Source organism: Thalassospira sp. NFXS8, from assembly GCF_040148805.1.
Taxonomy (GTDB): domain Bacteria; phylum Pseudomonadota; class Alphaproteobacteria; order Rhodospirillales; family Thalassospiraceae; genus Thalassospira.
In genome coordinates this window covers 394,103-408,586 of record NZ_JAGEMF010000002.1, presented here as the reverse complement: position 1 = coordinate 408,586, position 14,484 = coordinate 394,103, and the positions used below count along the sequence as shown (strand labels likewise).

11 protein-coding genes are annotated in these 14,484 nt (G+C 54.0%); 9 read left to right on the top strand and 2 right to left on the bottom strand.

Annotated elements, in window-relative coordinates; translation table 11 throughout:
• Positions 1-35: 35 nt before the first annotated feature.
• From J4E05_RS11185 to J4E05_RS11145, 9 genes are all read left to right on the top strand, one after another.
• A complete protein-coding gene (locus J4E05_RS11185) occupies positions 36-1,322 on the top strand; it encodes an OmpP1/FadL family transporter (RefSeq protein ID WP_349595472.1) in 1,287 nt (428 codons plus the stop codon).
• Positions 1,323-1,418: 96 nt separating this feature from the next.
• Positions 1,419-3,113, top strand: coding sequence for a long-chain-fatty-acid--CoA ligase (locus J4E05_RS11180; RefSeq protein WP_349595469.1), 1,695 nt, complete (start codon positions 1,419-1,421; stop codon positions 3,111-3,113).
• Positions 3,114-3,215: 102 nt separating this feature from the next.
• The gene (locus J4E05_RS11175) at positions 3,216-3,623 is read left to right on the top strand and encodes a MerR family transcriptional regulator (RefSeq protein ID WP_085590067.1); all 408 of its coding nucleotides are present in this window, start codon (positions 3,216-3,218) and stop codon (positions 3,621-3,623) included.
• A 44-nt stretch (positions 3,624-3,667) separates the two neighbouring features.
• Entirely contained in the window at positions 3,668-4,804 is a 1,137-nt protein-coding gene (locus J4E05_RS11170; RefSeq protein WP_349595466.1) for a thiolase family protein, read from the top strand.
• Positions 4,804-7,128, top strand: coding sequence for a 3-hydroxyacyl-CoA dehydrogenase/enoyl-CoA hydratase family protein (locus J4E05_RS11165; RefSeq protein ID WP_349595463.1), 2,325 nt, complete (start codon positions 4,804-4,806; stop codon positions 7,126-7,128). Before J4E05_RS11170 ends, J4E05_RS11165 begins: the two co-directional genes overlap by 1 nt.
• Before the next feature lie 11 nt (positions 7,129-7,139).
• Positions 7,140-8,924: an acyl-CoA dehydrogenase C-terminal domain-containing protein gene (locus J4E05_RS11160; RefSeq protein WP_349595461.1), complete on the top strand. Its 1,785-nt coding sequence runs from the start codon at positions 7,140-7,142 to the stop codon at positions 8,922-8,924.
• A gap of 63 nt (positions 8,925-8,987) precedes the next feature.
• On the top strand, positions 8,988-9,521 hold the full coding sequence (locus J4E05_RS11155; protein WP_085590075.1) for a thioesterase family protein: 534 nt from the start codon (positions 8,988-8,990) through the stop codon (positions 9,519-9,521).
• A gap of 100 nt (positions 9,522-9,621) precedes the next feature.
• Positions 9,622-10,428 (top strand): enoyl-CoA hydratase/isomerase family protein, encoded by an 807-nt coding sequence (locus J4E05_RS11150; RefSeq protein ID WP_349595460.1) that lies wholly within the window; start codon positions 9,622-9,624, stop codon positions 10,426-10,428.
• Positions 10,429-10,500: 72 nt separating this feature from the next.
• Positions 10,501-11,391: an SDR family oxidoreductase gene (locus J4E05_RS11145; RefSeq protein ID WP_349595457.1), complete on the top strand. Its 891-nt coding sequence runs from the start codon at positions 10,501-10,503 to the stop codon at positions 11,389-11,391.
• A 317-nt stretch (positions 11,392-11,708) separates the two neighbouring features.
• Here J4E05_RS11145 and J4E05_RS11140 read toward each other — a convergent pair whose 3' ends face one another.
• A complete protein-coding gene (locus J4E05_RS11140) occupies positions 11,709-12,188 on the bottom strand; it encodes a hypothetical protein (protein WP_246832906.1) in 480 nt (159 codons plus the stop codon).
• 174 nt (positions 12,189-12,362) lie between these two features.
• Complete coding sequence (mdoH, locus tag J4E05_RS11135; RefSeq protein ID WP_085590082.1) at positions 12,363-14,456, bottom strand: glucans biosynthesis glucosyltransferase MdoH; 2,094 nt, start codon at positions 14,454-14,456, stop codon at positions 12,363-12,365.
• Positions 14,457-14,484: the final 28 nt, after the last annotated feature.

Below are 14,484 nucleotides of genomic sequence, written 5' to 3'. Positions count from 1 at the left end.
GCAACAGCACCGAAATCGTTTCTAGGGAGAAACAAATGACAAAGACGTTGAACAAAGCCTGCCTTTGTGCGGCTGTTTCGGGTACCGCTTTGCTCGGTTCCCTTGCCATTGCGACTACGGCCCATGCATCAGGCTATCAATTGCGCGAAGTAAGCGGCACCCTGCAAGGATCATCGTTTGCCGGGATGTCGACCTCGTCAGTCGATGCTTCGACCATTTTTTACAACCCTGCCAATATCGGCCAGTTTGACCATAGCACCTATAGTGTTGGCGGAACGCTGGTCATGCCAAAATCAACCCTGAAAAATGCCAAGGCAACCGCACCGTTCGGCCAGAACGTCTCGCGGACTGACTATGGGGACATGGCGCAAGATGCGTTTATACCCAATGCCCATGCGGTATGGAAACTGACCGACAACCTGAATATGGGTATTTCCATAACCGCCCCTTGGGGTCTGGTCACAGATTATGACGGTGACTTTGCAGGGCGGTTCTTTGGCACGACATCCGATATTAAAACCACCAACGTCAAACCGGCCTTTGCCTATCGTTTTGATAACGGTCTTTCGCTGGGTGCCGGTCTGCAAATTCAATATATGGACGCACGCCTGTCAAAAGCCGTCGTAACCGGTGCCGGCACCGAAGCTGCCTCGGACGTGAAGGGTGATGACCTGGCGCTGGGTTGGTCCGCCGGGATGAACTGGGAAGTCATCCCCGGAACCCGGATCGGGGCAAGTTACACTTCCGAAGTCAAACAGCATTTGAAAGGTGACGTCAAATTCGGTTCGACAGCAGCCTACAACGACCAGTCTGCCTCTGCCGAAGTGACAACCCCTGAATTTGTAACATTCGGTATTGCACAGGATATCGGCGAAAAATGGACGATCATGGCCGACGCCCAGTGGACAAACTGGACATCCCTTACAAACCTGACATTCAATTACGGTGGCAACGTCTCAAACCTCGGCACGCCCGTCACCTCCAGCTCGGAATATTATAACTGGAGCAGCGCGTGGTTTGGCGCCCTTGGTGCCCGGTATCAGTATGATGAAAACTGGGCCTTCACCGGCGGTGTTGCTTATGACCAGACACCGGTCAAAACCGAACATCGCACTGTGCGTTTGCCGGACTCAGACCGGTATTGGGTGTCTCTTGGCACGTCTTACAAAGTCAATAATTGGGCTGATGTAAGCCTGGGCTATACGCATATTTTTGCCAAAGAAGCCCATGTCAGCCTGCGTGACAGTTCCAACAACACATTTTCCGGCGATTATGAATCCAAAGTCGACATCATCGCCCTGCAAGCAAAATTCCAGTTCTGATCCTATATAATACCGGTACGGGTGTTTCCTGACGGATCGCACCGTACCGGGTTTTTTTGCCGCGAAAGTGACGTTAACGTAATGGAGTTAACGCGGATGATCCAAATGAACATTCAACAAGCCCCCTCGACCGCACCCGGTGTCGATATGACAACGCCAATTACGCCACGGCTGGTTCATGATATTTTCGACGATGCTGCACATGTTTTTGGCAACCGGCCCTGCATCGATTTTCTGGGCCGTATATATGACTATCAGGAAATTTCCGACCAAATCGACAAGGTTGCCGAGGGGTTTCGCCAGCTTGGGGTGCGCAAGGGGGACAAGGTTGGCCTTTGCCTGCCCAACACCCCGTATTATGTAGTTTGTTACTATGCCGTACTGAAATGCGGCGGCGTGGTTGTCAATTTCAATCCGCTTTATGCCAAACGCGAAATTGCCTTCCAGATCAATGATTCCGGTGTGCGAATCATGGTCACGCTGAACCTGAAACAGATTTATCCCAAGGTTGCCGCCTGTCTGGATGAAACCAGCCTGCGGCGCATTGTCGTGTGCGAAATGAGCGACATTTTACCCGCCGTCAAAAGTGTTCTGTTTTCGCTTTTCAAACGCAGCGAACTGGCCGATGTCCCGCACGATTTACGCAATATTCCCTATTCGCGCCTGGTAAATTGCCCGCCCTTGCAAAAATCCTGCGGTGCAACCCCGGATGATCTGGCGGTTTTGCAATATACCGGCGGCACGACTGGCCGTCCCAAAGGCGCGATGCTGACCCACGCCAATCTTAGCGCCAATGTCGAGCAACTTACCCGCTGGATGCCAAATGCGCGGCCGGGGCAGGAAGTCACATTATGCGTTTTGCCGTTTTTCCATGTTTTTGCCATGACGGTTGCGCTGAACACCTCGATTAATATGGGCGCAGAACTGGTTTTACAGCCCCGCTTTGAACTTGAAGCGTTGCTTAAGGCGCTGGATCGCAAAAAAGTGACCATTTTCCCCGGTGTGCCGACCATTTACACCGCAATTAACAATTCCCACGAAACCGTGAAACACGACCTGTCATCAATCCGATGCTGCATTTCGGGGGGCGCGCCCCTGCCCGTCGAGGTAAAACACCAGTTTGAAGACCTGACCGGTGCCAAAGTGGTTGAGGGTTACGGCTTGTCCGAAGCCAGCCCGGTTTGTACCTGCAACCCGCTTTTGGGTACCAACAAGGAAGGGTCCATCGGCATTCCGATGCCCGGGGCCGGCGTGGAAATAAGATCGCTGGACGATAAAACCCGCACCCTGCCCGATGGTGAAAAAGGTGAACTGTATGTTCGCGGACCTCAGGTTATGACCGGATACTGGCAAAACCCCGAAGAAACCGCTGCCTGCCTGAAGGATGGCTGGCTTGCCACCGGTGATGTTGGCTATCGCGACCGGGAAGGTTACCTGTTTTTGGTCGACCGCCTTAAGGATGTCATTATGTGCGGCGGATATAACGTTTATCCGCGCGCCATTGAAGAAGCCCTCTATCTGCATTCCGATATTGCCGAAGTTACCGTGATCGGCGTTCCCGATTCCTATCGCGGTCAGGCGCCCAAGGCATTTGTACGTTTAAAGGATGATGCGGACCCTCAGGCCATCACACCTGAAACATTACGTGCCTTTCTGGAAGATAAAATCTCGCGCATTGAAATGCCCCGGGAAATCGAAATGCGTGACGAATTACCCAAAACAATGGTCGGTAAATTGTCGAAAAAAGAGCTGATCGATGAGGAACGCCTGAAAGCCGGTAACCATGTCTGACGTGAAGAATCTGCGCACGGATGACAAAAAAGAAAAATCAATGTGACGTTAACGTAAACTAGTTGACGTATAGATAAAAAAATGCACCAATAGGGTCAGAAAATGACGAACATTGACAACCGGATCTATACCGTTCCCGAACTGGCAAAGGATTTGGGCGTCACACCGCGAACCATTCGGTTTTACGAACAAAAAGGACTGGTTTCCCCGCAACGCGCAGGTAGCACCCGGGTCTATACGCGATCAGACCGGGCCAGAATGTTGATCATTTTGCGGGGCAAACGACTGGGTTTCAGCCTGAGCGAGATTGCAGATTATCTGGATCTTTACGGCGCTGATCCAACCCAGACCGAACAAATCAGAATGCTACTGGGCCGGGTTCGTAAACGGATGAAGGAATTGACCGAACAGCGTCAGGCGCTGGATGTCACACTCGATGAATTGCGCGACATCGAACAACAATCGATTGATGCGCTTAAAGAAAAAGGACTCGATCCGGATACGGAATGAAACCGCACCGGCATCGCAAAAAAGCTCAGGAAGGAAGACCCGCTATGACCAATGCTGTTATCGTCGGCTATGCCCGATCCCCCTTCACCCCGGCGCGCAAAGGTGCGCTGGCTAAGGTTCGTCCCGATGATCTGGCCGCCCAGGTGGTTAAAGGGCTGGTGGAACGATCCGGCATTGATCCCAATGCCATCGAAGACCTTATTTTGGGCTGCGCCTTTCCCGAAGGGGAACAGGGATTAAACGTTGCCCGACTGGTCACGTTTCTGGCCGGGCTGCCACGTTCGGTGGCTGGGGTTACGGTTAACCGGTTCTGCGGCTCTTCCATGCAATCCATCCATCAGGCGGCAGGTGCCATTGCCATTGGCGCAGGCGATGTTTTTATCTGTGCTGGTATCGAAAGCATGACCCGGGTGCCGATGATGGGCTTTAACCCCATGCCGAACCCGGCCCTGTATAAAGAAATGCCCGAAGCCTATATCGGCATGGGCGATACCGCCGAAAATGTCGCAAAAAAATGGAACCTGTCGCGTTCCGATCAGGAAGCCTTTGCCGTTGAAAGCCACAAACGGGCGGCAGCAGCCCAGAAGGCCGGCAAATTCACCGACGAAATCATTCCGATCAGCAGCCCCGATGGGACTGTCGATCAGGATGGCTGCATTCGTGGCGAAACCACCGCCGAAGGGCTGGCTGACTTGAAACCGGCCTTCCGTGCCGATGGCGTGGTCACGGCAGGGACGTCTTCGCCCCTGACAGATGGCGCGTCGGCCGTTTTGGTCTGTTCTGAAGAATTCGCCAAGGCCAATGGGCTGACCCCGCTTGCGCGCATCAAATCGGTCGCGGTTGATGGCTGCCTGCCCGAAATTATGGGCATTGGCCCGGTGGGGGCCAGCAAAAAGGCCCTGAAACGCGCCGGTATTACCGCTTCTGACCTGGGTGTTGTTGAACTGAACGAAGCCTTTTCCTCCCAGGCGATGGCCTCGATCTCCGAACTGGGCCTTGATCCCAAAACCGTCAATATCGATGGCGGGGCCATTGCCCTGGGCCATCCGCTGGGGGCGACAGGTGCCCGCATCGTTGGCAAGGCAGCCGCCCTGATGAAACGCGAAGGCGCAAAATATGCCCTGGCCTCACAGTGCATTGGCGGCGGACAGGGAATCGCGACGGTTCTGGAGGCAATGTAATGGCTGAAATCAAACAGGTCGCCGTAATAGGCGCCGGCGTTATGGGGGCGTCCATCGCGGCCCATATCGCCAATTCGGGAACCCCGGTTCTGTTACTTGATATCGTGCCCGAAGGGGCCAAAAACCGCAATGCCGTGGCCGAAGGTGCCGTGGCAAAGATGCTGAAAACCGACCCGGCCCCGTTTATGAACAAGCGGGCGGCAAAACTGATCAGCTGCGGCAATATCGAAGATGACATGGGCAAACTGGCCGATTGTGACTGGATTGTCGAAGCCGTCATCGAACGCCGTGATATTAAACAGAACCTTTATCACAAAATCGATGAAGTCCGCAAAGCAGGCTCGGTTGTGTCTTCCAACACATCAACCATACCGCTGGCAACCCTGATCGAGGGGATGCCTGCCAGCTTTGCCAGTGATTTCATCATCACCCATTTCTTTAACCCGCCGCGTTATATGCGCCTGTTGGAACTGGTTTCCAGCGGGGAAACCAATGATGGCGTGGTGGATATGGTGGCGGCGTTTGCCGATGAAAAACTGGGTAAAACCTGCGTTGTCTGCCACGACAAACCGGGCTTTATTGCCAACCGCCTGGGCGTTTACTGGATTCAGGCCGCGATGGTCGAGGCGATGGATGCCAAATTAACCGTCGAAGAAGCCGACAGTGTCATTGGTCGCCCGTTTGGCATTCCCAAAACCGGGGTCTTTGGCCTGATGGATCTGGTCGGGCTGGATCTGATGCCCCATGTGCAGTCCAGCATGGCCAGTGCCCTGCCCAAATCGGACCCGTTCCATGCCATTTACCGCGAATCCGAGCTGGTTTCCAAACTGATTGCCGATGGCTATACCGGCCGCAAGGGCAAGGGCGGGTTTTACCGCCTTAACCGCGAAAACGGCGGCAAGGTTAAAGAATCGGTCAATCTGGAAACTGGTGAATTTGCCAAATCCGAAAAGGCCCGCCTTGAAAGTGTGAAGGCCGCTGGGAAAAGCCCGCTTGCCCTGATGCAACATCCCGACAAGGGTGGCCAATATGGCCGCGCCGTGATGGCAAAGACCCTCGCTTATGCCGCCTTCATCGCCGAAGAAGCCGCCAACAGCATTGTCGATGTCGATGAGGCAATGAAGCTGGGCTATAACTGGAAAACCGGGCCGTTTGAACTGATCGACGACATTGGCGTCGATGCCCTGATTGCCATGCTCAAGGAAGACGGAATTGATGTGCCGCCACTTCTTGAACGCGCGGCGGGCAAAAGTTTTTACAAGGTTGAAGACGGCACCCTGCATTATCTGGCATTCGATGGCAGCTATCAGGCCCTCACCCGCCCCGATGGCGTGTTGCTGCTTGAAGATATCAAACGCAAATCGGATCGTATTCTGGGCAACCGGTCGGCATCGCTGTGGGATATTGGCGACGGTGCTGTTTGCCTTGAATTTCATACCAAAATGAATGCGCTGGATGCTGATGTCATGGCGATTGTGAAATCCGCCATTCGCACAGTGAAAAAGCAATACAAGGCACTGGTCATTTACAACGAAGGCAGCAATTTTTCTGCCGGGGCCAATCTGGGTCTGGCATTGTTTGCCGCCAATATTGCCGTTTGGCCGGAAATTGAAAATCTGGTTGAAACCGGGCAAATGACCTACAAGGCGCTAAAATATGCCCCCTTCCCGGTTGTGGCGGCCCCCAGCGGGTTGGCACTGGGCGGCGGGTGCGAAATTGTGTTGCATTCCGATGCGGTGCAAGCGCACGGCGAAACCTATATCGGGCTGGTTGAACCCGGTGTCGGGCTGGTGCCAGCCTGGGGCGGATGCAAGGAAATGATCCGCCGCTGGGCCGAAAACCCCAAATTCCCCAAGGGGCCCATGGCCGCCAGTGCCAAGGCATTTGAAATCATCAGTGTCGCCACTGTGGCCAAATCGGCCTATGAAGCCAAGGAAAGCCTGTTTCTGCGCCCCGATGACGGCATCACCATGAACCGCAACCGTTTGCTGTTTGATGCCAAGAAGCGTGCCCTTGCCATGGTGGACGGATACCAACCACCCGAAGAAATGGTGTATCGCCTGCCCGGCGAAAGTGCCCGTGTTGGTTTTGAAATGGCGGTTGATGGTTTTTACCGTTTGGGCAAAGCCACCGATTATGACCGCGTGGTGGCCGGTGAACTGGCAACGGTTCTGGCCGGTGGCAACACCGACGTTACCACCGAACTTTCCGAAGACGACATGCTGGAACTTGAACGTGACAGCTTTATGCGTCTGGCCCGCAACCCCGGCACGCTGGCGCGCATTGAAACCATGCTGCTGACCGGCAAACCGCTGCGGAATTAAAGGACAGAAAAATGGCTGAATTTAAAGCACCCCTGCGCGATATGCGTTTCGTCCTGACCGAACTGTTTGATTTCAACGACATCAATCAGCTTCCCGGTTGCGAGGATTTCACACCCGACGTGGTCGATGCCATTCTGGAAGAAGCGGCCAAGGTGTGTGAGGAAGTCCTGCAACCGATCAACCGCAGTGGCGATGAAGAAGGCTGCACCTGGGACGACGGTGTTGTTACGACCCCGAAAGGTTTTAAGGAAGCCTATAAAACCTTTGCCGAAGGTGGATGGACCGGCATTGCTTGCGATCCGGTCTATGGCGGGCAAGGCGCGCCGAAAACCCTGAATGCCCTGGTCGAGGAAATGACCTGTTCGACCAACCTTTCCTTTGGCATGTATCCCGGCCTGTCCTTTGGGGCCTATGCCGCCCTGCACAGCCATGCATCAGACGCGCTCAAAGACAAATACCTGCCCAAAATGGTGGCGGGCACATGGTCGGGCACCATGTGCCTGACCGAACCGCATTGCGGCACCGATCTGGGCATTATCCGCAGCAAGGCCGAACCGCGCGATGACGGTAGCTATGCCATTACCGGCACCAAAATTTTCATTTCTGCCGGTGAACATGACCTGACGGAAAACATCATTCATCTGGTGCTGGCCAAACTGCCCGACGCGCCCAAGGGCACCAAAGGCATCAGCCTGTTTGTCGTACCAAAATTCATGGTCAATGACGATGGTAGCCTTGGCGATCGCAACAGCGTCAAATGCGGTTCGATCGAACATAAAATGGGTATCAAGGCATCTTCGACCTGCGTGATGAATTTTGACGGTGCCATTGGCTGGCTGGTGGGGGAACCCCATCAGGGCATGCCCGCAATGTTTACCATGATGAACCAGGAACGGCTTTCGGTTGGTATTCAGGGGCTGGGACTGGGCGAAGCCGCCTATCAGGGGGCTGCTGCCTATGCCCGCGACCGGTTACAGGGCCGGGCCCTGACCGGACCAAAATCGCCCAACAAAGAGGCCGACAGCCTGCTGGTTCACCCCGATGTGCGGCGCATGTTGCTCACCCAGCGGGCCTATAATGAAGGGTCGCGCGCAATGGGCATTTGGGTGGCCCGCGCGCTGGACACCATGAAGCATCACGAAAATGCCCAGGTCCGCGAAGAAGCCGACGAATTTGTTCAGCTTATGACACCCATCGTCAAAGCCCTGTTTACCGACTGGGGGTTTGAAACCACTAATATCGGTATGCAGGTATTTGGCGGGCACGGCTATATCCGCGAATGGGGCATGGAACAATATGTGCGTGATGCCCGCATCGCCCAGATATACGAAGGTACAAACGGCATTCAGGCACTGGACCTGGTAGGGCGTAAAATGGGGGCCAAGGCCGGGCGTTATTTGCGCCGGTTTTTCCACCCGGTGCAGGAATATATCGAAACCCATGTGAATGACGACGGATTGGGCGAATTTGTGCAACCGCTGGCAAAGGCCTTTATGCGCCTGCAACAGGCCACAGCCGAAATTGCCCAGCGCGGTATGAAAAACCCCGACGAAGCCGGGGCCGCAGCCACCGAATATCTGCGCCTGTTCGGTCTGGTTGCGGTTGGTTTCATGTGGGTGCGCATGGCCGAAATTGCCCTGCAAAAACAGGATGATGACGCCGATGGTTTCTATAAAGCCAAGCTGGTGACAGCCCGGTTTTACATGGAACGCATCCTGCCGCAATCAGGTGCCCTGTTTTCCTCCATCATGGCCGGTTCCAAAACCATGATGGCGATGGACGAAGACGCATTCTAACTTGTTTCGGGTCCGCAACTTCCTTTTAAAACCGCACAATAGCGGGAAAATTCGGGGCAGACGATGAATTTGATCTTTCGCTTGATCCGCATTTTGTTTTTGGGGTGGTTGCGGCCCGCCATGCACCCGATGGATCCGTCGGCACTGGCATTTCGTACATGGCCGACCGATCTTGACATCAATATGCACATGACCAATTCGCGCTATTTTGCCCTGATGGATTTGGGCCGCACCGAATTGATCCTGCGGACCGGTATTTTCCGGCTGGTGTTAAAACACAAATGGCAGCCGGTCGTTTCGGTATCGACCATGCGGTTCAAACGCGCCATCAAACCGTTTCAGCGCTTTCATCTCGAGACACAGGCGCTGTATTGGGACGAACAGGGGTTTTATCTGGAACAACGCTTTGTTGCCGACGGTAAAACACTGGCGCTGGCCGTGGTCAAGGCAGTGTTTGTTGGGCGCGGCGGGGTTATTCGCCCGGCCCATATCTGCAATGAACTGGGCATGATGGACCCGTCGCCCGATGTTCCCGACTGGTTAAGTGGCTGGCCCGACATCGAAAATGCCATTGAAGAACGACTAGGTGCAATTTAACCCGGCCCGAACCACCCCGCAGATGCCCAAACCAAAGAAGGCATCATCAAACAAAATACCAATAGATAACAGGACCGCCTTTGCGCGGGGAGGAAGCCAAATGACATCGCAAGATGCTGTTACCCTGAACATTGAAAACGATGTTGCCACCATCACCCTGAACCGGCCAGACCGCATGAACGCCCTTGATGGCGCGATGATCACAGGTTTGTTGGCAGCACTAGACCAAATCGATACCGAAATGGAAAATATTGGCGCGGTTGTCATCACAGGTGCCGGCGGCACTTTTATGGCTGGGGGCGATGTAAAGTTTTTTCACACACTTGGTCAAATCCCCGCTGACGAAGCCCAACCCAAAATCACCGCCATGATCGATAAGGTTCATCAAATCATCACCCGCCTGGCCGATTTACCCCGCCCGGTTATCGCCCGGCTTAATGGTGCTGTTGCCGGGTTTGGCATCAGCCTGATGAATGCGTGTGATCTGGCAATTGCCAGCAATGAAACCGTTTTCACCCTGGCCTATTGCCATATAGGCACATCCCCCGATGGTGGAGCTACCCATTCGCTGGTTCGGCTTGTCGGCATGAAAAAAGCCAAGGAAATTGCCTTTTTGGGGGACAGGTTTGATGCCAGCGACGCCCTGCGTCTGGGGCTGATTAACCAGATGGTCGCCCAGGATGAACTTGATTGGGCCACCGCCAAACTTGCCAAACGATTGGCCGCCGGCCCGCGCGCGGCATTGGCCCGAACCAAGGCACTTCTTAATTCCGCACCGGACCATGATCTGCACACCCAACTGGCCGCCGAGGCACAGTGCTTTGCCCAATGCGCCATCAGCGATGATTTCCGCGAAGGTGTGGCTGCTTTTGTTGAAAAGCGCAAACCGGTCTTTAACCGCACTTAAACCAAGCCACAAAAAACAGAAAACCGTACCCGTCCGACCACTGTTAAACAAAATAATATTCAGGGAAAAATCATGGCCGACCTCAAAGGCAAAACCCTTTTCATTACCGGGGCATCGCGCGGCATTGGCCGTGAAATTGCCCTGCGCGCTGCCCGCGATGGGGCGCATATTGCAATTATCGCCAAAACCGACGAACCGCACCCGAAACTGCCCGGCACCATTTATAGCGTGGCAAAGGAAATTGAAGACGCAGGCGGCAAGGCTCTGCCCCTGAAAACCGATATCCGCGATGAAGACCAGATCGCCGCTGCCGTGGCACAAACCGTCGATCATTTTGGTGGCATTGATATCCTGATCAACAATGCCAGTGCGATTAACCTGACGCCGACATTACAAACCCCGATGAAACGTTATGATTTGATGGCCCAGGTTAATACCCGTGCGACATTCGCCTGTGCCCAGGCCTGCCTGCCCCATCTGTTAAAATCGGATAATCCCCATATTTTAACCATGTCGCCCCCGCCAAACATGAGCCCGCACTGGTTTGCCAACCACCCCGCCTATACCATGTCAAAATACGGCATGAGCCTGGCAACCTTTGGTCTGGCTGCTGAATTTGCCGATGATGGCATTGGCGTTAATTCGCTGTGGCCGGTCACGGTTATTGAAACCGCCGCCTTAAACATGATCCCCGGTCTTGAAGCAGGCAGGGCACGCAAACCGCAAATTCTGGCCGATGCTGCCCACGCCATTTTAACCAGCCCGGCACGGCAGGTAAGTGGTGGTTTTTTCACGGATGAATGCGTGCTTGAAGCCATCGGCATTAACGATTTTGAAGCCTATAACCTGACACCGGGTAAAGAACCCTTTCCCGATTTCTTTTATGAAACCGATAAAAACGGTGCCTATGACCCGCATGTCGCCGGGCTGCTGAAAATTATTGGCGCTCATTACCAAAACTGACCGCGCAACGGCGCGGCACGCTGCCGACGCCAGATTGCCACTACACTAAAGAATTCGTCCGTTTTGCCAGTTTGAAAATCATACCATTCGTCGGTATCGGGGCCTTGGCCCGGATACCACAATAGGGGCCAAACCAATGACGGGGCGGCCCCATTCGCCCGCGAACTCGACCCGCCCCCTACCGGGCGGGTTCTTTTTTGCGCATAGCGGCCTGTCAGAAACGGGCTAAAAACAAAAGTGCCGCCGGGCTTTGGTACCGGGCGGCATCTTTTGGGCAACCGGAATTGTATTCCGGCAAAAATTTTTAAATCAAATGATTACGAAGCGCGTGTTTCAAGCGTCTGGCGCGGCATCACACGTTCCTGACGGGCCGGAGTCGGCAACATCATCTGCGCCTGCAAGGCCATATTCAAATCCTGGCAGCCCTGATTGCGATCTAGAAAACGTTCACACCAGCCCTTGTTTTCGTTGGCTGATAAAAATGCGCAGCGCAGCATGGCAAACTTGTTGGCACCATGTGTCGCTTCGTCACCCGTTACATGGGACAACCATGTTGCAATAGCGGTGTGGGCAGCTTCATCAAGCATGTCCTGCAAATTGCCCTTGGCAACCGCACCAACCATGTCGTCGCGCAGAGCCGCACGAAGTTCGTTCACCAAACGATCTTCAGCAATCTCGCTGCGAACACCAAAGGACCGGGTCCATGCGCGTGCCGTTTCATTCAACAACCGCGACATTGCTGCCGGTTCGTTCGACGTACCTGAATTTGAAATTTCCACGTTACTCATTTCAACCATGATGCATTCCCTGCTCGGGTTATGTGAAAGTTAACTGCAGCTTTCTTGTTGTCGTTGATCTTCACAATGCCCTGAATATAGTCCGAATCTTTGCCGAAACTTAGACGTTTTTGTGGCAGGGGCCATGCAATGCCCACATGGGGCCATACCAATTATGCGTATATTTTTTGCTGGCTAAGCCGAAGTTTTTTCAGGGCTTTCTGCCCCGATCAAATGCTGCCCGGCCATAATCTGGTCCAGCGGCTTTACCGGCCACGACAAAATCTTGAGCTTCTCTTCCTTTGTCAGCGCCTCAACCCCCAAGCGGGCCAGTTTTTCATAGATAATGCCCACTTCAATCTGGGTACGGCGATCAGGCTTGCGGGCTGGCAACAACGCACTGTGCAGGGCATTGGCATAAGGATCTTCGATCAATTGCAGCAATCCGTCACGCACATCGTCGCCCGGGTGGTCATCCATCAGCCGATATAACGATGCCAGTTCTTCGGGCGTTGCGGTTTCTTCAGGGGTCAGAAACAGCTTAAATTTACGCGCCTTTTGCCCCAGCCACAACAGGCTGGACCAATGCGTTAACCAGGGCGACAAAACCAGCCCGGCCAGAATAGGCGTTAACCACCAGAAAAACGCACTATCGACGTAAAGCGCAATCGCGCCCCAAACCAGACCAACAATAATAATGCCGATATGGGTTTTGACAGCCGCCATAAACGGCACACCGGTATCGTCACGTTCCTGCGCATCCCAACCAACCTGGTTCCCGGTTAAAACCGAAAACACAAACCGCGAATGCAGGGTCATCATGATTGGCGCCTGAAGTGCGGAATAAACCATTTCCAAAAGGCCGCTTAACAACACGGCTGCCCCGCCATATTTGCGCCGGTCCCGGCCCAAAAACACCATGAACACCGAAATCACCTTGGGCACAATCAACATGCCAATGGTGAAAACCAGCAACACCACCATTTCCATCGACCGGTCAACCGGCCATTGCGGAAACATCGTGAACTGTCCCGGGAAAAAGCTATAGGTCAGGCGCGAATTTTGCAGTGTTGCAATGGTCGAACTTAACAGCAGCAAAAACCACAATGGCGAGGACAGGAAGCTCATCACCCCCATAAAGAAATGCAGGCGCGACAGCGGCAAAAAGCCCGGCGCGAAGAAAAGCCGTGCATGTTGCATGTTGCCCTGGCACCAGCGCCGGTCGCGTACGGCAAAGTCAATCAGATTTGGTGGTAACTCTTCCCAACTGCCTTCCAACTGCGGGATCAGCCATACCCGCCAACCGGCCTTACGCATAAAGGCGGCCTCGACAAAATCGTGACTTAAAATATGGCCGCCCATCGGCGGCTTACCCGACAAAACCGGCAAGCCACAACAATCGATAAAGGCCTGCACCCGGATAATGGCGTTATGGCCCCAATAGTTGGAACTGCCCATGCACCAAAACGCCAGCCCGGCCGACATGGTGGGGCCGTGAACCCGCGAAATGAACTGCAAAATACGGGCAAAAAGGGTGGACCGCCCCGTTGGCTGCGGCGGACTTTGAATAATGCCCGAGTCCGGGTTGTTTTCCATCAGGTAAGCCATATTCACCATGGCCTCGCCCGACATTACGCTGTCGGCATCAAACACAATCATATGATCATAGTTCGATGCATAGGTTTCGCAGAATTCCTTAAGATTGCCCGATTTACGTTCGGTATTCTCCGAGCGACGACGGAAGAATATTTTTCCGCGCGCATTTAATTCCGCACAGGTACGCGACCATGCCATTTCCTCGGCAATCCAGATATCAGGATCGCGGGTGTCAGACAGAACAAAAAAATCAAAGGCATCAATTTCGCCCGTGGCGACCAGGCTTTCATAACTGGCGCGCAAACCGGCAAAAACCCGGTCCGGGCTTTCATTATAAACCGGAATAACCACCACGTTTTTTGATTTCAGCTTACCTTTGCGGTTAATCGGCTTCATCCGGCGCAAGGTGATGGCATCAATGCTAAAGGCGCGCAGGAAAATACCGACAACCCCGGTATAAAATGACAACGCGATCCAGGCGAAGTTAATGGTGAAAAACGTAATCACCACCATTTCCATCGCCGTTAACTGGTCAGCGCCCAAAACATCCGACATCAACCACGCGGCGTAAAACGTGGTTACCAGGGCTGCACCAAACAAAAATATGCGCCGCACCACCGACGATGGCCCGGCAAGCTTAACGGCCGGGTCAAGTTCTTCTGGGGTACGGGGCATCGCCGGGCTGTCGGTCATTAATTTTGTTCCTGAGCAGAAAGGGCTG